We start from the raw sequence: 19,905 nt of genomic DNA, 5'->3' as shown, positions 1-19,905 counted from the left end.
AAGCGACAAACGGAAAAAGGACCCCAAATGGAGCCCTTTTCGAAGCGTTGCAAAAGTTTTTATGCGGTTATATTGCATAACAGCTGGCAATTCATCCTTAGCAAGCGTACGCAGGGTCAAGCGCTTGCAGCTCGCGGAACGAGTCAATCTCGGTGACGTCCTCAAGGGTGCAAGGACGGGTGTACACCTTGTAATTCTCGCGGCAATAGCTCAGCGCGACTTCGTCCCAGAAGCGCTCCTTGCCGCCAGGCATCTCAAAGGTTGCCGGAATGTCCTTTGCAAGGCGGGCGCCATCCTCGTCGGTCCAATACGAGATGCCAACCATCTGCTCAACGCCGCCTTCGCCGCCCAAGGCAAAGTTCTTGATCACGCCGCTCTTCTCGACCGTAAAGCACCAGTCGTCAGAGCGCTCCATGGGAACGGCAAGATAGTTGGAGCGGTCTTGGTACTTGGTGATGAGCTCGCCATTGCGGAGAAGAAGGTCAGACTCAAAGACGTAAGCGCTTTGAAGAAGGTCCTTTGCGGCAAGCATGCTGGAGATGTTGTTCGAGTCGTTGTACAGCGGGTTCTCGATGAACTTGATGGTTGGGTACTTGTAAAGAAGCTGGTCAAACTGCTCGCCAAGATAGCCGCGCACAATGTAGACCTCGGTGATGCCGGCTGCAAAGACAGCGTCAAGAATGGTGTCGATGATGCGAGTTCCGCCAACGCGCACAAGCGGCTTGGGCGTGTTCAACGTGATGGGAGCCATGCGCGAGCCAAAGCCGGCGGCAATAAGAATGGCACGCTTGACGCGGTAGGGCTCAAGAGCTTCAAGACCATCGTCGGTCACGCAGCGGTTGGCAACGTATCCCGCATCGGTCAGCCGAGAGATGAAGTCGTTCACGCTACCGACGGACATCCCCGTCTTTGCCGCAATGGCGCGCTGCGTAAGAGGGCCATTGCTCGTCGCGAGCGTAGAGAGAACGAGAAACTCTTTATGGTTCATGGTTGCATAGCCTTTCATAAGAACTTTGCTCATTACGCCTGAGCCAGCTTGGCGTGATGGCGCTTGATGGCAGAGACGACCAGCTTCTCGATGATGTTGGTCACAAGGATCAAGACCGAGACAAACGCGGCGCATTCAATAAGTCGCTGAGAGTCAAGGTCGGTCACCAGAAGCGCCAGTGGCATGTTAAGCGTTGTGGCAAGGAACGAGACGGCAGAGATGGTCATCATGCAGTTGACGAAGAAGTACGAGAACATCTCGGCAATCGTGTCAGAGGTCTGAGGAACCAAGACGTCCCAGATGATGCGCCAGCGCCCCACTCCCATCGTCTGACCAACCGCCTCAAGATTTGCGTTTATTTTTGAGAGCGAGTTATACGCCATGAGATACGGCGAAGCCACAAAGTGGACCAAGTTCACCAAAATCAGAATTGCGAACGTGCCATACAGCGGCGAGCCTCTGAACGAAAGCGCATACGAAAGACCAAGCACGATGCCCGGCACAGCGAGCGTTGTGATGCAAGCAAGATGCAGCAAGCGAGCAGTGCGACCGCCAACGCGAGCAGTCACGTATGCCGTGAAGTACGCAAGAAGCGTGCCGATGGCGGAGACCGAGAACGCAATGATGAGCGAGTTCACCCAATACGAGCCGACGCCCATCGTGAAGGAACGCCCCACATTTGCCAACGTCGGCGTCAAGTCGATGGGGTACTTCGTGACAAAGGCGACGATGCAAAAAGCGGCAATGGGCAGAAGCAGCACTAGTACAAGAAGTGATGCAACTACGTAGCCAAGGGCGTCTCGGGCCTTGCTGGGGACAATGTGGAAGCTGCGCGAGACATAGCGCATTCCCGCGCGGCTCTTGTCCAGCGCGTCAATAAGAAAGTCAATCACTGCGGGAATCAGCAGCACGAATCCGATGGCTGCTCCCGTATCAAAGTCAAGAAGACCGACGGCGTTTTGGTACATAAGGACGGGAAGCGTCAGGACCTTGCCGCCAACCATCAGGGGCACGCCGTAGTCAGTGATCACAAGCGCAAACGTCGAGAACGCGGCAGAGACGATGGGCCTGCGAAGGAAGGGCAGCGTAATGTGGGCAAATTGGCTTCCCTTTGGGATGCCCAAGACGTCTGCCGCCTCGTAAGGCGTTGCGTCCTCGTAGCGCATCACGTCATAGAGCATCAAAAACGCCGGCGGGAACGAGTAGAGAAACGATCCCATGATGATGCCGGGATAGCCGTATATGTTCCACGTCCCATGAAAGAGGTTGGTGATGATGCCGTTAGAGCCCAGAAGGTAGACAAGGCTCATACCGTGCGCAAGAGAGGGAACCAGCATGGGGACCGTAAGAAGGATGGCCAGCGCTCCCTTGCCCTTGATAGCCGTGCGGCAAAGAACCCACGACATCAGAAGGGCACAAAGCACCGTAATCACCGAAGTGACCGTGGCAATGATCAAAGAGTTTATGCAAGCGGTCGAGAAGGCCTCGGTCCCAAAGACGGCACGGGTTGCAGGGTCTGCCAAGCGCACGAACATCCTTGCCAAAGGAAGCACGACGGCAAGAAGGAAGAACGCAGCAAGCAGAACCTCAAGAAGCCTCACGCGAGAAGAACGATTCATGCAACCACCTTACTGACCGTTTTGCGCAAAGCGCGCAAGAGAGTCGTACTTTGCTTGGATGTTCTTCGTCACAAAGTCGCGAACGTACTCATCGGCAGGATCTCGCACGATGGTCTGGGGGTCGTCCATCTGGTGGATTCTCCCCTCGCCCATCACCATCACGCGGTCGGAAAGCGAAAGGGCTTCCTCTTGGTCATGCGTGATCAGCAAGATGGTCGTGCCGCTTTGGCTTTGGATGTCCTTGACCAAAGACCTAAACGAAAGGCGGGCGTCCGCGTCAAGGCCGCTGGTAGGCTCATCAAAAAGGATGACTTGCGGGTTCAGCGCAAGCGTGCGCGCAATGGAGACGCGCTGCATCTGGCCACCGGAAAGACCGGTGACGGGCTTGTCGGCAAACTCCTCCATGCCCAAGCGAGAAAGAGCGTCGCGAGCAATGCTCATGCGGTTGTCGCGCTTCTCGGGGTCAAAGCGAAGGGCGTACTCAACGTTTTCGATGGCCGTCATGTTCTCAAAGAGGGCATAGTCCTGAAAGACGATTCCCATGTGGCGCTGGCTTGGCGCAAGGTCGGTGATGTCCTTGCCGTCCAGCAAGACGCGCCCAGAGTCAGGGCGCTCAAGGCCAATCAAGATGCGCAAGGTTGTTGACTTGCCGCAGCCAGAAGGCCCCAAAATCGAGACGAACTCGCCGTCCATGATGTCAAAGTCAAGACCGTGAAGCGCTTCTCGCCCATCAAAAGACTTAACGATGCCGCGAGCAGAGAGCTTTGGCACTCCTTGCTTTTCGGTCTCTGTAGTAGCTGCACTTGCCATTAATGGCTCCATCTCTCAAGAAGTCGCATCTTCTCGTCCACGTCCGTGATGCCAGTCATGTCGGCATACGTGACACCGGTCGGGTAATTGTCAATGTGAGGGGTCTCGCCCACAAGAATCTGGTCCGGAACGTACGTCGAGTTGTCAATGCGCACGCCGTCCGTGCAAAGCCAGCCGAACACGTCGTGGACGGCCTTGCGCTGGCCTTTGCCTTTCACGATTCCCATGCCATAGACGTCCCAAGGCGAGCCTTCCTTAAAGAAGTGCACCGAGAGGGGCACGCCTTTGTTGATCTCTGAGACGGCGTGGTACGTCATGCCAAAGCCGACGCCCGCCTCGCCTTGCACCAGCGCGTTCACGGGTCCAGAGCCAGACGACGTGAATTGGTAGATGTTCTCGGAGAGGGCGTCAAAGTAGTCAAACGCCTCGTCTTCGCCCCACGTGTTCACCAAGCTCTTCAAGAAGTTGTAGCCGGTGCCCGAAGTCTTTGGGTTGGGCATGGTCACAAGCCCCTTGTATACCGGGTCGAGCAGATCTTGGTACGACGTCGGCACAGGCACTCCGCGCGACGAGAGGACGTCGTCGTTTACGGCAATGCAAGCGCTTTCTCGCGAGAAGGGGAAATAGCGGTTCTCGGGATCGCGAAGGTCCTCGCAAAAGATCGAGCCGTCAAAGTCGGAAAGCTCTTCCAAGCTGTCAGAAACTTGGTTGATGTAGCCGCCCTCAAGGGCAAGAACGATGTCCGCCTCGCTAGCGGAGCCTTCCATGCGAAGTCGAGCGGCGCAGTTTCCCGTGGCAATGTAATGCATGCGGATGTCGTAGTTTGGAAACGCAGCTCGCATGGAGGCCATCTGCGTCTCGTTTCTATCGCCCTCGCCGCACGAGTAGATGACAACGGTATTCTCGGTCTGGCTACCGCTGTCCCTAAAAGCCGCAGCTCCAAGGCATACAGCAGTGCCGGCAGCCAGCGCTATGAATCCGCGCCGAGAAGTTTGCGGCCCTCTCCCCTGTGCCTTCTTTTTCTTGGGCTCTTGATTAGCTTCTTTGTTCATCAATCTCCGAACAACGTTTTTCAAGTTGAACCACCATGCTTGGTGGCTATAGAGCAAACGTGTTCATAATACCATCTTTACTTCAGATTGATGAACACATTACAAAGCTGACTGCAAACCATCTGAATGCGCCCAAACAAAAAGAAGCGCCGCCTGCAGGAAATCCCACAGGCGGCGCTCGCTTTGTTAGTCAAAAAACCTAGCGGCTAGCTGGCTCTTTACTACTTCTCCACGCCCACGTGACCGTTAACGATGTCGACGGCCTTCTCGACGGCGGTGATGATGTTCTGATAGCCAGTGCAGCGGCAAAGGTGACCAGAGAGGTTCTTGCGAATCTCGTCGCGGGTGTAGGTCTTGCCGGAGTAGACCATCTCCATGGCGCTCATGATGATGCCAGGGATGCAGAAGCCGCACTGGACGGCAAACTCGTCGACAAAGGCCTGCTGCACGGGGTTCAGGCTGCCGTCGGGCTCGGTCAGGCCCTCAACGGTAAGGATGTTCTTGCCCTGTGCCCAATCGGTCAGATAAAGGCAGGTGTCGGTAGCAACGCCGTCGATAAGAACGGTGCAAGCGCCGCACTCGCCAACCTCGCAGCCACGCTTGACGCTGGTAAGGTGCAGGCGGTTGCGAAGGGTGTCCAGCAAAGACTCGCGCGGGTCATAGCCCACCTGGACTTCCTTGCCATTGACCGTGCACTTAAGGATCCTCATGTCCTCCATTAGATGTCGGCACCTCCCTTGCGTGCCGCCTCGATGAGCGAGCGGCGGGACATCTCCTTGATAAGCTGGAGTCTGAACTCCTTGGACGCGCGCCAGCTGTCGCGCGGGTTGGTGTCAGCTTGCGCAAGCTCGCCGATCTTCTCGGCAGCCTCGGCAACGTCCATGCCGCGAACTGCGTTCTCGGCGTTCAGGGCGCGCATGGGGGTAGGACCAGCAACGCCAAAGGCAAGGCGGATGTCGTTGATGGTCTTCTTGTCCTCTGACAGCTTCACCAAGCAGCAGCAGCCCATGGTTGCAATCTCAAGGGCGCGACGCTTGCCATACTTGAAGTAATGGCCAGTGAAGCCCTCGTAATGATCGCGCGGAATGCGGATGCCAACCAGCACCTCGTCGCGCTCCTTCGTGGAGCGACCAGGACCGGCATACCACTCCTCGATGGGGATGGTGCGCTCGCCACGGGTGCTCTTGACGTCCAGGAGGGCGCCGTAAGCAAAGAGCGTGGAAGCAGAGTCAGCCGAGGTAGCAGCGTTGCAGACGTTGCCGCCGATGGTGCCAGAGACGCGCAGCTGCGGGCCACCAGGGGTGTCGCAAGCCTCGCCCAGCGTGGGGACGGTCTTCTGGATGATCTCAGAGGTGGTCACATGGTGGAACCACGTGATGGGGCCAATCCAGACGGTGCCGTCGTCCAGCAGGCGGACGCCGTCGAGCTCGTCGTGGAGCTCGTGAATCGATACGAGGTGTGCGCCTGCGAACTTGCCGCCACGCACCTTAACGAGCACGTCGGTGCCGCCGGCGATGACCATCGACTGAGGGTCCTCCGCCAGGGCGCGGCAGGCGTCGTCGACGCTCTTAGCCTCGTAGAGTGTCTCGATGTCGTACATTAGATGAGTCCCTCCCTCTTGAAGCCCTCGAACAGGCGCTGGGGCGTCATGGGCATGTGGTAGAACTTCACGCCAGTGGCGTTGAGGATGGCGTCGCGGATTGCGGGCGCCGGCGAGATGATCGGGGTCTCGCCCACGGCCTTGTTGCCGTAAGGGCCAGTCGGATCGTCGGACTCGACGAAGTCGGCCTTGAGGTCAGGCAGGTCCATCGTCGTCGGGATCTTGTAGTCAAGCAGCGTGTCGTTCAGGACGCGGCCAGTCCTGGGGTCAACTTGGACCTCCTCGGAGAGGCCAAAGCCGATGGACTGACCCATGCCGCCGTGAACCTGCTGCTCGACGAGCTTCGGGTTGATCAGGCGGCCGTTGTCCTGCACGGAGATGATGCGGTCAACCGTGACTTGGCCAAGAGGCATGTCAACGGTAACGTCCGCGAAGGTGCAGCCCGTGGCGAAAGCGTTGGTGTGCACGTTGGCGGTTGCCTGTGCGCTCAGCTGGTCGTTGTCCTCGGTGTTGTAGTAAGCCTCAAGGGCAAGCTGCTGAAGGGTGCAGACAGTGTGGCCAACGCAGTCAACGATCTTGTGGTCGCGAAGGTCAAGCTCGCCTTGGGCGCTGGGATACAGCTGGTGAGCGAAGTCCAGGATCTTCTTGCGAAGCTTGAGGCCAGCCTTCTTGCAAGCCGTGCCGGAGACGTACGTCTGACGGGAAGCGTAAGCGCCTGCGTCGTACGGGGTGACGTCGGTGTCCTGGAAGGAAACGATGTGGACGTCCTCGGTATCGATGCCGATTGCCTCGGCTGCCATCTGCGAGAAGACCGTGTCGGCGCCCTGGCCAATCTCAGTGGCGCCCATCTGCAGCTGCACGGTGCCGTCCTGGTTGAGCGTCACGCGGGAAGTTGCGGTCTCAAGGGCAAACGGGGCGACAGCCGTCTTGTAGGCGAAGAATGCGACGCCGACGCCGTGGCGGATAGGACCGGACTGGTTGGCGTACTCCTTCTTCTTCTCGTCCCAATGGATCCACTCCTTGCCCTTCTCCACGCACTGCGGAAGGGTGCAAGTGTGAGCGGCAACGGCGCCGTTGGGCGTGAACTCATCGACAAAGCCCTCACGGATGGCGTTCTTCAAACGGAACTCGACGCCGTCCCAGCCGTTGTCGTAAGCGATGTCGCCCATCAGGCACTCGGCGGTCCAGACGCCCTCGGGGACGCCGTAAGCGCGCATTGCGCCGGTGTGCGGACCGTTGGTGTAGACGGTCCAAGCCTCAGAGCGAGAAGCAACCTCGTTGGTGTGGTACAGCCAACGGAACGAGTTGACGGAGTTAAGAACCAGGGTATGGCCGTGGTGGATGTAGCCGCCGGTGTTGGACCAAGCGCGCACGGAGCGGGCATGCAGGTTCATGTCGTCGTCGTAAGAGGCCTCGACCTCGAACTCCTTGGGCTGACGGCCCGAGGTGTCCCAGAAGAGCTCCTCGCGGGAGAGCTCAAGGCGCACAAGGCGACCACCGAGCTGCTGGCAAATCCAAGCGTTCAGCGGCTCGTAATGGATGTCCTGCTTGGTGCCGAAGCCGCCGCCGATGTAAGGCTTGATGACGCGGACGTCGCCCCAAGGAATGCCCAGGGCCTGGCCGATGACACGGCGCATGATGTGCGGGATCTGCGTGGAGGCAACGCAGACGATCTTGTTGCCCTCCATGTAGCAATACGAGGTGCAGGTCTCAATGTGAACCTGGGACTGCTCGCCCGTGGAGGTCTTGATGGCGATGTGGTGGTACTTGGGATCGTTGATGGCCTCGTCGACCGTCTTGTAGCCGGCCTTGGCAAGGTCCTCCTCGCTCGTCAGAGCGCAAGTGTGGGCAACAAGGTTGTCAGGCTTGCGGTCCTGAACGGGATGCTCGGTGCCCTTGAGGGACTCCTTTGCGTCATAGACGACAGGCCACTCTTCGTACTCAACCTTGATCTTGCGAAGAGCGCGGTCGCAAGCGACTGTGTCCTCTGCGACAACGACTGCGATGTTGTCGCCATAGATGCGCACGCGGGAATCAAGAAGCTTGCGGTCTGCAATGTCGCGCTTCTCGGCCTTGGAATCGGCATACCAGGGGTGACCAGCCACCGGGTAGCAGAAGTCAGGCACGTCGAAGCACGTAAAGATCTTCACGACACCGGGGACCTTCTCGGCCTCAGAGGTGTCGATGGACTTCACGATGCCGTTACCAATAGTGGCGTGGAGCATCCTTGCCTCAAGGCAAGGCTTGGGGCAAAGGTCGTCGGTGAACATTGCCCGCCCCGTGACCTTGTCGTACGCGTCAACGCGCTTGACGGGCCTACCGACCTCCTTCAGCTTTTCCATATCACACATCCTCTCTCCATGGGGCGCCAAGCACCCCTACCCAAGGTGTTGCGGAGGCACGAACGCCGCAGCACCAAGCCATACCGGCTTTATGATACTCGCCCAGAAATTCCGGCGATATTCATCAAAATATTCAACGCCTTTATCTGACCGAAGGCGCCGCTGAGCGGCGAAGTCCCTGATAGGAGACCTCGCGCCCAAGGGCGCCTTCGATGCTATAGGTACATCAAAAACTAAAGGACACGACGACCGGCAACGTACTTCTCGACGATGCGGCCACCCTCCTCAGCAAGATAGACGTAGCGCTCAAGGCGCTCGGCCAGCGTGAGCTCAAGCGGGGTCTTGATCTGGGAGTCGTCCAGAACCAGAGCGTCGACCTCGTAGCCCTCGTCGAAGGAGCCGACCTTGCCAAAGACCTTGCCGCCGCCGACGGTTGCCAAGTAGAAGGCCTCCTCGGTGGAGAGGGCAGCCAGGTTCTGGTCAACAAGGCGCCAACGGAGCTTGGAGACTGCCACGGCGTCTGCCATAGCGCGGAACATCGAAAGCGTTGCGCCGCCAGCGACGTCGGTGCCGATGCCCACGTTCATGCCCAGGTCCATGTAATGACGGATGGGGGCGATGCCAGAGGAAAGCTGGGCGTTCGACTGCGGGCAGTGGGCGACAAAGACGTTGTTCTCCTTCAAGATCTCAACCTCGTTGTCGGGGCACCAGTTGCAGTGCGCCATGATGACGGGCTGGTCGCCTGCAAGCTGTCCGAAGTGCTCGTAGGTCTGGCCGTAGCACGTGGACCAGGGGCAAAGACCCTTCACCCAGTCAATCTCAGAGAGGTTCTCGGAGAGGTGGGACTGAAGCGGCAGGTCGCGCTCGGCGCGGAGCTTGCCCAGGCCCTCCATGAGCTCGTCGGAGCAGGTGGGGGTGAAGCGCGGGGTCAGGATAGGCTTGGTGTTCTCGAAGTGAGAGTCCTCAACCTCGTCCAGCCACTTCTTGGTGTCCTCAAGCGCGGTGGCAGCGTCCTTCTCGCAAAGGTAGTCAGGGCTGTTGCGGTCCATGTTGACCTTGCCGACCATGGTCTTGAGGCCGGTGGTCTCGAGCTTGCCCATAAGGGTCATGGTTGCGTCGACGTGCATGGTGCCAAAGACGACGGCGCGGGTTGTTGCAGAGTGAAGAAGGTCATCGGAGAAAATCTGGTACGCGCGCCACGCATACTCGGGGTTGGCGTACTTGCTCTCCTCGGGGAACGTATGGGTGTTCAACCAGTCGAGCAGCTCAAGATCCATGCCAAGGCCGCGGAAGCCGTACTGGGGCGCGTGGACGTGGATGTCGCTCATGCCGGGGATAACCAGCATGCCGGTGCGATCGACCACCGTGATGCCCTGGTACTCGGCCGGGATCTGGGGGTAGACGCCCTTGGAGATTCCGTCGACCACAATGAGGTATCCGCCCTCAACGGTCTGGAGCTCCTTCGGGTTCTTGGACCAAACAATATCGCCATGAATGGCGAAGGCATTCTTATGCATTCCTGACTCCTTTCTCGCGGTCGACTATGGCCGCCGCATGAGTACTAAAGGACCCACATGCTTACCGCGCGCCAGCCGGGGCGCGTCGGGGGTTCTTGTTAGATGAAGCAATACTTGAAGATGAAGAGGAAGAACAGAACCCACATAACACCGGAGATCTTCTTGCGGTTCTCCTTGCCGGAGAAAGCGTTGATGGCGACGTAGGAAAGGACGCCCAGCGCGATGCCCTCAGCGATGGAGTACATGAAGGGCATGGAGACGATTGCGATGAAGGCGGGAAGTGCCTCGGTGACGTCGCCCCAGTCAATGTTGACGACAGAGCCCATCATCATGAAGCCGACGATGACCAGTGCAGGAGCCGTTGCGAAGGACGGAATTGCAAGGAAGATCGGCGAGAAGAACAGAGCCAGCGTGAACATGATGGCAACGACGACGCCGGTAAGGCCGGTGCGGCCACCCTCTGCGATGCCGGCGGTGCACTCGACGGCGGTTGCCGTGGAGGAGGTGCCAATCAGGCCAGCGAACATGGTGGCGAGGGACTCGGCGAGAAGGGCGCCCTTAACGTTGGGGAGCTTGCCGTCCTTGTCCAGCAGGTCAGCCTTTGCGGCAGCACCGATCAGGGAGCCGATGGTGTCAAAGAGGTTCGTGAAGAGGAACGCAAGGACAACCATCAGGAAGTTGAACGAGAAGACGTTCGAGAAGTCAAGCTTGAAGAACGTAGGCTCAAGCGAAGGAACCGCGAGGCCGTTGGAGAAGTCGGGCAGAAGGCTGTTGAAGCCGGCTGCCGGGTCGGGCGTGTAAAGACCGGTGAACTGGCAGATGATGCCAAGGCCCCACGTGATCATGATGCCCAGAAGGATGTTGCCGCGCACGCCGCGAGCAACAAGGATGCCCGTGACGAAGATGCCGATGAGAGCGAGAAGCGCCGTGATGCCGTAGGTGGTGAAAGTGCCATCAACGAAGCTGCCGTGGAACGAGAACATCGAGACGAGCGTGGACTCGTTGGAGATGACGATGCCGGAGTTCTTGAGGCCGATGATCGTGATGAACAGACCAACGCCGGTCGTGATTGCGTACTTCAGGTTGAACGGGATTGCATCAAAGATTGCCTCACGGACGTTCGTGAGGGAGAGGATGACGAAGATGACACCCTCGACGAAGATTGCTGCAAGAGCAACCTGCCACGAATAGCCTATGCCCAGGCAGACGGTGTAGGCGAAGTAAGCATTGATGCCCATGCCAGGTGCCAGGATGAACGGGTAGTTCGTGAGTGCGGCCATCATCAGAGTACCGATGATGGAGATGACAGCAGTAGCCGTGAAGACAGAGCCCTCAGGCATGCCGGCCGCAGAAAGAACGGACGGGTTCACAGCGAGAATGTACGCGATCGTCACGAAGCTCGTGAGACCAGCGACGATCTCGGTCTTTACGTTCGTTCCCATCTCAGTGAGGTGGAAGAACTTGTCCAAAGCCTTTTCCATGTGCAGAACACCACTCCTTAACCCATTTCCCTAATGACCATTAAGCCGCAGGTCGGACAACCTGTGGCAGTAATGCCTGTACGACATCAGCAGGCCTGTCGCGCTTTTGCGCACAAGCCGTTGCTGCCAGTGGTGTCTGAAGGTGCCACGCCCCTGTCATCGGGACACTGAACACGCACTATCTAAGTCGTGCTGGCGCGGTTGAACTGACAAAAGAAATTTTGTTCAGAAGCAATTTCTTTTTGTTGGACATGATGATACTCACGAAACATCGACGTAACATCCTCAATTTTTTGAAACATGTTCTACGGTCGAAATTCGACCGTAGACGGCAAACGGTATTGCATATTTTCCCATATCGTTACGTATATATGTATATAACGATACCCGTACCCGGTATTTTCTGGATGGAATGTTTATCAACGTATTGGCTGGTAACTGTTTGGATTTTGAGTGCGCAGGGCGTGTTTTTCGGTTTGGCTCCCCGGCGAGTTGCGCGAGTTTTGCATAAGCAAGAGCCTTGGAAATTGGCAAAACAGCCGCGGTCGAGCTGACCTTCCCATTGTGTGGGGATGGCTCCGGGCATCAGGGGCCGTCGTGTGGGGCGCGGCGACGTTTCCGCAGGTCGGTCCCACACAATCGCCCTCCCCATCCCGTGGGACTCCCCACACGATGGCCGGCTGGAAAGTTATGCGAGTTTTGCAGCCGCAAAAGTCGCTCAAGTTGGCAAAAGCGCTGCATAACTCGCATAAGGCGGCAGGAAGGTGCCGCAAAAGTCGCTCAAGTTGGCAGCGGCTCACGCGGGTGGCAAGTTAGTCGAGTTCTGCGGCATCACAACTCGCATAACCTGGCAGCCCGAGAAGCCCGTGGCAAGTTATGCGAGTTTTGCAGCCGCAGAAGTCGCACAACCTGGCAAAAGTGCCGCACAACTCGCATAAGGCGGCAGGAAGGTGCTGCAAAAGTCGCTCAAGTTGGCAGCGGCTCACGCGGGTGGCAGATTGTTCGGGTTCTGCTGCATCAATACTCGCATAAGGTGGCAGCGCGAGAAGGTCGTGGCAAGTTATTCGAGTTTTGCAGCCGCAAAAGTCGCGCAAGTTGGCAAAAGTGCTGCATAACTCGCATAACTCGGCAGAAAGGTGCTGCAAAAGTCGATCAACTTGTCACAGGCTCACGCGGGTGGCGAGTTAGTCGAGTTCTGCAGCATCAGAACTCGTTCAAGTTGCAAGAAGACTGACACAGAAGTGGGGTAACTTGGCTGCCCTCCCCTGCCCCATTCATCGTGTGGGGAGGTCTCTGAATGAAAAGGGGCGTCGTGTGGAGCGTAAGGACGTTTCCGCAGGTAGATCTTCTCGTTGTGTGGGGATTTCGGGAGTATCGACGGTTTGGCCTCCATTGTGTGGGACTGCCACAAAGACAGAGCGCCCATTGTGTGGGGCGGGAGGGCGTTTGCGCAGGTAATTCTCGCTGTTGTGTGGAACTGGATGACCTCGCCTTATTGTGTGTCCCACACAATAGCGGACCGATCCGACCATCCCCAAGAATCCCCACACGATGAGAAGGTCTACCTGCGGAAACATCGAGAAGACCCTCACAACGAGACCATCCATCCTGTGGGAAGTCCCACACAATAGGTCACTGGCAAGTTGTGCGAGTTTTGCAGCTGCAAAAGTCGTGCAACCTGGCAAAAGTGCTGCAAAACTCGCATAACTCGGCAAAAAGGTGCTGCAAAAGTCGCGCAAGTTGGCAGGGCGGCGAGAAGTTCGAGTTTTGCAGCCGCAGAGGTCGCGCATGGCGCCAGTGAGAAGGGCGACGGGCCGACGACCTCCTCCCCCGCAACAAAAAAGCCCGGGCTGCGCGGGGCAGTCCGGGCTGGGGGCAACTCGCAAGCAAGCAACTCGCAAGCAAACAAGCAAGCAGAAGCTACAGCGTAGCCTCCAGGTCGCTGACCTCATCCTCGGTGATCAGCGAGCCAGACTTGATCTGCTCGGTGTACTCGGCAATCTTGTCCTGAACGTCCTGCGGAACCTTGTCGGAGAACTTGCCCAGGTAGACGCCGCCGTTGTCCATGTTGGCCTCGATGACTGAGCCGTTGCCGAACGAACCGTTCTCAATCTGGTCCATGGCCTCGCCGAACATCCAGTCGGTGACCGTAGAGGTAATGACGGTCGGCTGGCTGTCGCCCACGGAGTCAATCGGCTGAGCAATGTCGAAGTGCGTGTCAGCGCCGGCGGCCTCAAGAGCCTGGCGAGCACCGTTGTCGACTGCGGAGGCGTCGCCCCACATGACGTCGACGTTATTGCTGTTGATCCACTGCTCGGTGATGTTGGCGCCAAACGAAGCGTCAGTGAAGCCAGCATCAAAGTTGTAATGACCCTCGACGTCCGGGTTGACCTTCTGTGCAGCCAGCAGGTACGAAGCGTACTTCTTCAGCGTCGTCGGAAGGCGCATGCCGCCGATGAAGCCAATCTGGCCAGAAGCGCTCATAAGACCAGCGACAACGCCGGCAAGGGCGCCGGTCTGAATCAGGTTAACCTGCACGGTCTCAAGGTTCTCAAGCGTCGCGTAATCGGAAAGGTCGCTCTCCGGGTCCGTGTTGGTCATCAAGAAATGAACCTTCGGGTTGGACTCGGCAGCGTCGGCAACAACGTCGCCCCAAGCGGAGCAGAACTCGTTGCCTGCAGCAATAATCAGGTCAACGTCCTGGTCAACATAGGTCTGGGCTGCGTTTGCGGCGTCAGCGGAGTCGGTATTCTCCTTGGGCTCCAGCATCTCCCAATTGCTGTGGCTCTCGATTGCGCGCTGCAGCGACTCATAGTGACCCTGGCCCCAGCCGCCATCGTTCTTGGGTCCGCTGATAACAAGTGCAACCTTATAGGAGCTCTGCTCCTCAGAGCCGCCATCGTCTGACGAGCTGGATCCGCAGCCAGCCAGGGCGAGGGCCGCAATGCCAGCGGCGCCAAGACCAAGGGCGTCCCTACGAGTAACGTTTTTCTGGAACATCGTGTTTCCTCCCAATCCACCCACTGCAAATATCAAACTGACAAACTTACCTACAAGACACTTACCTAGAAGCTACTTCCAGTAGCCTTGATGCACGGCCGCCGCTTCCTCCTCAAGCTCCGGGAACGGTCCCACTACCTCCACGGGCTTCTGACCAGCGGCAAATACCTTTCTGCAAGGCAGGTCAAACGTGGGGTTCTGCTCGTTTGAGCCGGTAAGCTCAAGCAAGCGGCGCTCGGTCATGGCATACACAACGCGACCGACGTTTCCCCAATAGATGGCACCAGAGCACATGGCGCAAGGCTCGGCGGACGTATAGAGCGAGCAGTCCCACAGATACGCCTTGTCATACGTGGTGCTTGCATGCTCCATAAGCTGCGTCTCGGCATGCCCCGTGCACTTGTGCGTGTCAATCTCAACGTTTTCCTGCTCAAGCAAGACCTCGCCCTCGGGCGAGACGAGAATTGCTCCAAACGGGGTGTTGCCATGCTCCCTTGAACGCTTGGAGACCTCGATGCAGCGGCGCAGAAGGGCAACGTCCTCTTCATGCGTGAACTGCTTGCGTGCCAAGAAAATCACTCCCCAAACCAGGAATTTTGACAAAAGAAGGGCCGGCCGAACTAATTCAGCCGGCCCCTTGCCGAACGATGTGCGTCAGTCAGAAAAACTGAACTTAGCCGAGCGTGCTCTTGACGGCGTCGACCTCAGCGTCGGTCAGGAACGAACCATCCTTGATCTGCTCCACGTAAGAGGTGATCTGATCCTGGACATCAGAAGGAACCTTGTCAGAGAAGGCGCCCAGGGAGATGCCGCCGTTGTCGATGTTAGCGGTGATGGCCTTGCCGCCGCCGAAGGAGCCGGACTCGATCTCGTCCATGGCCTGGGAGATCATCCAGTCGGTGACCGTAGAGGTGATGACGGTCGGCTGGTCGGGGCCCATGATGTCGATAGGCTGAGCGATGTCGAAGTGCGTGTCAGCGCCAGCAGCCTCGAGTGCCTGACGAGAGCCGTTGTCGACTGCGGAGGCGTCGCCCCACATAACGTCGACGTCGTACGTGTTGATCCACTGCTCGGTCAGCTGCGTGCCGAGAGAAGCATCCGTGTAGCCAGCCTCAAAGTTGTACTGGCCCTGGACGCCGTCGTTGACCTTCTGGGCAGCGGCGAGGTAGGCGGAGTACTTGGAGATGGTGGAAGGAAGCTTCATGCCACCGATGAAGCCGATGGACTTCGTCTGGGTCATAAGACCAGCGACAACGCCAGCGAGGGCGCCGGTCTGCGTGAAGTCAGGGAGAACCGTCTCGACGTTGTCGAGGGTCTCGTAATCGGACATCTCGGTCTCAGGATCGGTGTTGGTGATCAGGAAGTGAACGTTGGGGTGATTCTCGACGGCGTCGGCGACAACCTCTTGCCAGTCGGAAGCAAACTGGTTGCCGTTGCCAACGATAAGGTCAACGTCCTGGTCGACATAGGACTGAGCTGCGGTAGCAGCGTCGGCGTCGGCGGTGTTCTCCTTGGGCTCCAGCATCTCCCACTTGTCGTGAGACTCAAGTGCCCTCTGGAGGGACTCATAGTGACCCTGGTCCCAGCCACCATCGGTGATGGTGCCGGACATAATCATTGCAACCTTATAGCTGCTCTTCTCGGTGCTGTCAGAGGAGCTGCTGGAGCTAGAGTCAGACGAGCTGGAGCCGCCGCAACCGGCAAGGATGAGTGCCGCGGAGCCGGCAGCGCCAAGACCCAGCGCCTGACGCCTAGTGACCATAGTGTTCTTCATAATGTGCCCTTCTCTCTATCCGTGGAGGAAGCCCCTTACAGGCTGCCTCCTACCTTCCACCCTATAAGTGATACTATCCCATTCCTATCCAGCCGGGCTCGTCGCTGTCGGGAACGGCCGCTAAATATGGGGCAGGCGCAATAAAACTTTTTATGCCTGCCCCACCGAAAGCGCTAGCGCATCTCGCGGAAGTACGGCTTGCCGTTGGCCTTGGGGCCTGCGTGCTTGGAGCCGAAGAAGATCAGCGCGACGATGGTGAAGATGTACGGAATCATCTTGAAGAACATGACCGGCGCAGACTGGAACTGAGCCTGCAGTGCCACGTTCAGACCATCGAAGAAGCCGAAGAGCAGGCTTGCGCCCATGACGCCCACGGCGCTCCAGCGACCAAAGATGACGGTTGCCAAAGCGATGAAGCCACGTCCCATGACGATGCCGTCGGTGTAGATCGGGGTGTAGCAAAGGGTCAGGAAAGCGCCGCCAGCAGCGGTGAGTGCGCCACAGACGATGCAGGCGATGTACTTGACCTTGGTGACGTTGATGCCCAAGGTCTCAGCAGCGTGCGGGTTCTCGCCGACGGAGCGGAACGAAAGACCAGCGCGGAAGTGCTTGAAGAAGTACGAAATCACCGGCACCAGGATGAAAGCGATGTAGGCAAGAAGCGTCTGGTTAAAGAACGCGTTGCCGACAAAGGGTATGTCGCAAAGTCCGGGAATGGCGAGAGAAGCCATCTGGTCGCCCGTTGCGTTGGCGGAGTTGGAGCCAACGAACAGGTTGTAGCCAAACAGGGCGATTGCCGGCGCAAGGATGTTAATTGCCATGCCGGTAACTACCTGGTCGGAGCAAAGCGAAATGGTGCAGAACGCATAAAGCAAGTTGACAAGGACGCCAGCAAGCATGCCAACGAGAAGACCAACCCAAAGGTTGCCCGTCATCTTGCCGACAGCAAATGCGGTGAACGCGCCAACGGCCATAACGCCCTCAAGGCCGATGTTAACAAGACCAGCGCGCTCGGAGAAAACTTCGCCCAGTGCCGCGAGCATGATAGGCACGGCACCCATCGTCATTGCCTTGAGAATTGTAGGCAGTGCAACCATGAAATCCATTATGCCTTCGCCTCTGCCTTCTTGTTCTCGCTTCTCTTGCTGAAGAACGCCTTGATCTTGGGCATCTTGATGGCTGCCATGCCGGCAACCGCAAAGATGATGATGAGGCCACGAATGATGTCGACGATGGCCGTCGGGACGCCAATGACGGACTGCATCATGGTGCCGCCGGTGGAAAGCATGCCGAAGAAGATTGCAACAACAATTGCGGCAATCGGGTTCAGCTGAGCAATCAGCGCGATTGCAACGCCGTCAAAGCCGAAGCCAGAGCCGAAGCCGGAAGCCAGACGGTACGGGGTCTTGCCCAGAAGCTCAACGGCGCCGCCCAGACCAGCGATGGCACCAGAGATGACGAAGGCAAGAAGCATCAAGCGCTTGACGGGGAAGCCATTGACCTTGGAGGCAATGGGGTTCATGCCGACGGCGCGAATCTTGAAGCCGAAGGACGTGCGGAAGATCACGTACCAGATGAAGATGCCAAGCAGGATGGCGATGATGACGCCAATGTGGAAGCCGAGGTCATCCGGAAGGCGCGAGCTCTGCGGCATTGCGTACGTCTTAGGCAAGCCCTGATCGGAGAAGACGTTCTTGTAGATGTACTCCATGAAGTACATGGCCACGTAGTTGAGCATGATCGTGGTGATCATCTCGTTCAGGCCACGGGTGATCTTCATGATGCCAGGCAGCAGACCCCAGATGGCGCCAGCGACGATGCCGGCGAGAAGGCCAAGCAAGAGGCCAGGAACGCCTTCGAGGCCAAGGCCGAGAACAACCGTCGCGGTTGCGCAGCCGCCCATGATGAACTGACCTTCGCCGCCCAGGTTGAAGACGCCGCACTTATAGGCAAAGACAGCGCAAAGACCAGTGAAGATCAGCGGGCAAGCACGCTCGAGCGTGTTGCCGATCTTGTTCCAGTCACCAAGCGAGCCTTGAAGCATTGCGCCATAGCCCTCAAGGGGGTTCTTGCCCAGGCACGCAATGATGATTGCGCCAACGATAAGAGCGAGCAGGACGGAGACGATTGGCGTGAGGACCATGAGGGTCTTCTCGTGCCTTTCCTCCTCGCTGAGAACTTTTTTGGCCACGGTAACTCCCTCCTACTTGCCAGCCATGGCGAGCGAGATCTCCTTGATCGGGGGATTCGCGCCAGGATACGTTCCCATGATCTGACCCTCAAACAGGACGACGATGCGGTCGGAAAGCTTCAGGACCTCGTCGAAGTCTGCAGAGATCAGAAGAACCGCGCAGCCAGCATCGCGCTGGGCGATGATCTGGTTGTGGATGAACTCCGTGGCGCCAATGTCCAGGCCACGGGTGGGATAGACGGCAAGAAGGACGCTGGGGTGACCCTCAAGCTCGCGGGCCAGAATGACCTTCTGCTGGTTGCCGCCGGAAAGGCTGCGTGCCGTCTGGTTGACGGAGGTGCAACGAATGTCGTTCTCCTCGCGCATGCGGTTTGCAAACTCGTCGATGGCGTCCATCTTCAGCCACTTGCCGTGACCAAGCGAGAAGCGATCGGACTCGGTCTGCTTCAGGACAAGGTTCTCGGCGATGGTCATGTCGCCGACCAGGCCCATCTTGTTGCGGTCCTCGGGGATGTTGCCAAGGCCAGCGTCAATGAAAGACTGCGGCGAGTAGACGGCGATGTCCTTGCCGTCAGGACCAACCATGGTGCCGCTCTCAGGCTTGATAAGGCCAGTGACAAGCTCGGCGAGCTGGCTCTGACCGTTGCCGTCGATGCCGGCAACGCCCAGAACCTCGCCCTTGTGGAGCTCAAGAGAGACGTCCTTCAAGCCGCCGTGCTTGATTTCAGGATGGTAGGAGACATCCTTCAGAACAAGCTCGGGCTCAGAGGCGTTGGTAACCTTCTCGTACGTGTTCTCGACGAACTTCTGGCCAATCATAAGGTCAGCCAGCTCTTGCTCGGTGGTGTCAGCAACGCGAACATTCTCCACCGTCTCGCCGCGGCGCAGAACCGTGACGCGGTCGGAAATCTGCATGACCTCGCGCATCTTGTGCGAGATGAAGATGATCGACTTGCCCTCGGCGGTCAGGGACCTCATGATGTCGAAGAGGCCTTGGACCTCAAGGTCGGTAAGGACTGCCGTCGGCTCGTCCAGAACCAGCAGGTCAGCGCCACGGAAGAGGACCTTCATGATCTCGACGCGCTGCTGCATGCCGATGGACATGTCAGCGACCTTCTCGTCGAGGTCAATCTCAAGGCCGTAGCGGTCCATGATTTCCTCAATGGTCTTGCGGTCGTCGGCTTCCTGCAGAAGCGGCGATTTATGACGCTTGTCGCCCAAGATGATGTTCTCAAGGCCAGTCATGTCCTCGATCAGCATGAAGTGCTGGTGCACCATGCCGATGCCTTGCTCGACAGCGACTCCTGGGGAGGAGATGTTCACCTCCTTGCCATGGAGGAAGATCTTACCCTCGGTTGGCTGATAAAGACCAATGAGGACGTTCATGAGCGTTGACTTACCGGCGCCGTTCTCGCCGAGCAGGGTATGGACCTCACCCTCAACAACATCAAGATTGATGTTCTTGTTTGCGTAGAACGAACCGAAGCGCTTGCTGATGTTTTCCATTCTCAGCAGTTCGGCCATGCTTTCC

General features: G+C 58.0%; 15 protein-coding genes. All 15 read right to left on the bottom strand.

Annotation, left to right across the window (positions count from 1 at the left end; genetic code table 11):
* Positions 1 to 97 precede the first annotated feature (97 nt).
* A complete protein-coding gene (locus ACOYJL_RS02460; RefSeq protein WP_433568625.1) occupies positions 98 to 988 on the bottom strand; it encodes a sugar phosphate nucleotidyltransferase in 891 nt (296 codons plus the stop codon).
* Positions 989 to 1,020: 32 nt separating this feature from the next.
* Positions 1,021 to 2,607, bottom strand: a complete 1,587-nt coding sequence (locus tag ACOYJL_RS02455; protein ID WP_433568624.1) for an ABC transporter permease subunit — start codon at positions 2,605 to 2,607, stop codon at positions 1,021 to 1,023.
* A 9-nt stretch (positions 2,608 to 2,616) separates the two neighbouring features.
* Positions 2,617 to 3,417 (bottom strand): ABC transporter ATP-binding protein, encoded by an 801-nt coding sequence (locus ACOYJL_RS02450; protein ID WP_433568623.1) that lies wholly within the window; start codon positions 3,415 to 3,417, stop codon positions 2,617 to 2,619.
* Entirely contained in the window at positions 3,417 to 4,469 is a 1,053-nt protein-coding gene (locus ACOYJL_RS02445; RefSeq protein WP_433568622.1) for an extracellular solute-binding protein, read from the bottom strand. The genes ACOYJL_RS02450 and ACOYJL_RS02445 overlap by 1 nt, the downstream gene beginning before the upstream one ends.
* Positions 4,470 to 4,690: 221 nt before the next feature.
* Positions 4,691 to 5,179 (bottom strand): xanthine dehydrogenase subunit XdhC, encoded by a 489-nt coding sequence (gene xdhC / locus ACOYJL_RS02440; RefSeq protein ID WP_433568621.1) that lies wholly within the window; start codon positions 5,177 to 5,179, stop codon positions 4,691 to 4,693.
* Positions 5,180 to 5,187: 8 nt separating this feature from the next.
* Complete coding sequence (gene xdhB, locus ACOYJL_RS02435) at positions 5,188 to 6,069, bottom strand: xanthine dehydrogenase subunit XdhB (protein WP_433568620.1); 882 nt, start codon at positions 6,067 to 6,069, stop codon at positions 5,188 to 5,190.
* Positions 6,069 to 8,411 (bottom strand): xanthine dehydrogenase subunit XdhA, encoded by a 2,343-nt coding sequence (gene xdhA / locus ACOYJL_RS02430; RefSeq protein ID WP_433568619.1) that lies wholly within the window; start codon positions 8,409 to 8,411, stop codon positions 6,069 to 6,071. Before xdhA ends, xdhB begins: the two co-directional genes overlap by 1 nt.
* 233 nt (positions 8,412 to 8,644) lie before the next feature.
* Positions 8,645 to 9,928, bottom strand: a complete 1,284-nt coding sequence (locus tag ACOYJL_RS02425; RefSeq protein ID WP_433568618.1) for an amidohydrolase family protein — start codon at positions 9,926 to 9,928, stop codon at positions 8,645 to 8,647.
* A gap of 98 nt (positions 9,929 to 10,026) precedes the next feature.
* Positions 10,027 to 11,409, bottom strand: a complete 1,383-nt coding sequence (locus ACOYJL_RS02420) for an NCS2 family permease (RefSeq protein ID WP_433568617.1) — start codon at positions 11,407 to 11,409, stop codon at positions 10,027 to 10,029.
* A gap of 1,920 nt (positions 11,410 to 13,329) precedes the next feature.
* Positions 13,330 to 14,409, bottom strand: coding sequence for a BMP family lipoprotein (locus tag ACOYJL_RS02415; RefSeq protein WP_433568616.1), 1,080 nt, complete (start codon positions 14,407 to 14,409; stop codon positions 13,330 to 13,332).
* A gap of 72 nt (positions 14,410 to 14,481) precedes the next feature.
* Positions 14,482 to 14,979 (bottom strand): nucleoside deaminase, encoded by a 498-nt coding sequence (locus tag ACOYJL_RS02410; RefSeq protein ID WP_433568615.1) that lies wholly within the window; start codon positions 14,977 to 14,979, stop codon positions 14,482 to 14,484.
* Between the two features lie 103 nt (positions 14,980 to 15,082).
* Positions 15,083 to 16,183 carry a BMP family ABC transporter substrate-binding protein gene (locus ACOYJL_RS02405; protein ID WP_433568614.1) on the bottom strand — a complete coding sequence of 367 codons (1,101 nt, stop codon included), beginning with the start codon at positions 16,181 to 16,183 and terminating at the stop codon, positions 15,083 to 15,085.
* 173 nt (positions 16,184 to 16,356) lie between these two features.
* Positions 16,357 to 17,289: an ABC transporter permease gene (locus ACOYJL_RS02400; RefSeq protein WP_433568613.1), complete on the bottom strand. Its 933-nt coding sequence runs from the start codon at positions 17,287 to 17,289 to the stop codon at positions 16,357 to 16,359.
* Positions 17,289 to 18,374, bottom strand: a complete 1,086-nt coding sequence (locus tag ACOYJL_RS02395; RefSeq protein WP_433568612.1) for an ABC transporter permease — start codon at positions 18,372 to 18,374, stop codon at positions 17,289 to 17,291. Before ACOYJL_RS02395 ends, ACOYJL_RS02400 begins: the two co-directional genes overlap by 1 nt.
* Positions 18,375 to 18,386: 12 nt before the next feature.
* Positions 18,387 to 19,898 carry an ABC transporter ATP-binding protein gene (locus ACOYJL_RS02390; RefSeq protein WP_433568611.1) on the bottom strand — a complete coding sequence of 504 codons (1,512 nt, stop codon included), beginning with the start codon at positions 19,896 to 19,898 and terminating at the stop codon, positions 18,387 to 18,389.
* Between the last annotated feature and the right edge of the window lie 7 nt (positions 19,899 to 19,905).

Origin of the sequence: Tractidigestivibacter sp. (assembly GCF_050946515.1) — a bacterium.
Taxonomy (GTDB): domain Bacteria; phylum Actinomycetota; class Coriobacteriia; order Coriobacteriales; family Atopobiaceae; genus Tractidigestivibacter.
The sequence above is the reverse complement of the archived record's forward strand: the minus strand, read 5'-3'. Positions and strand labels throughout refer to the sequence as shown.

Bases quoted from the DNA above. Each gene is read 5' to 3' on its own strand.
- xdhB (WP_433568620.1), bottom strand. From the start codon at position 6,069: ATGTACGACATCGAGACACTCTACGAGGCTAAGAGCGTCGACGACGCC.
- ACOYJL_RS02420 (WP_433568617.1), bottom strand. From the start codon at position 11,409: ATGGAAAAGGCTTTGGACAAGTTCTTCCACCTCACTGAGATGGGAACG.
- ACOYJL_RS02390 (WP_433568611.1), bottom strand. From the start codon at position 19,898: ATGGCCGAACTGCTGAGAATGGAAAACATCAGCAAGCGCTTCGGTTCG.
- ACOYJL_RS02445 (WP_433568622.1), bottom strand. From the start codon at position 4,469: ATGAACAAAGAAGCTAATCAAGAGCCCAAGAAAAAGAAGGCACAGGGG.
- ACOYJL_RS02415 (WP_433568616.1), bottom strand. From the start codon at position 14,409: ATGTTCCAGAAAAACGTTACTCGTAGGGACGCCCTTGGTCTTGGCGCC.
- xdhA (WP_433568619.1), bottom strand. From the start codon at position 8,411: ATGGAAAAGCTGAAGGAGGTCGGTAGGCCCGTCAAGCGCGTTGACGCG.
- ACOYJL_RS02460 (WP_433568625.1), bottom strand. From the start codon at position 988: ATGAACCATAAAGAGTTTCTCGTTCTCTCTACGCTCGCGACGAGCAAT.
- ACOYJL_RS02400 (WP_433568613.1), bottom strand. From the start codon at position 17,289: ATGGATTTCATGGTTGCACTGCCTACAATTCTCAAGGCAATGACGATG.
- ACOYJL_RS02450 (WP_433568623.1), bottom strand. From the start codon at position 3,417: ATGGCAAGTGCAGCTACTACAGAGACCGAAAAGCAAGGAGTGCCAAAG.
- ACOYJL_RS02425 (WP_433568618.1), bottom strand. From the start codon at position 9,928: ATGCATAAGAATGCCTTCGCCATTCATGGCGATATTGTTTGGTCCAAG.
- ACOYJL_RS02405 (WP_433568614.1), bottom strand. From the start codon at position 16,183: ATGAAGAACACTATGGTCACTAGGCGTCAGGCGCTGGGTCTTGGCGCT.
- xdhC (WP_433568621.1), bottom strand. From the start codon at position 5,179: ATGAGGATCCTTAAGTGCACGGTCAATGGCAAGGAAGTCCAGGTGGGC.
- ACOYJL_RS02455 (WP_433568624.1), bottom strand. From the start codon at position 2,607: ATGAATCGTTCTTCTCGCGTGAGGCTTCTTGAGGTTCTGCTTGCTGCG.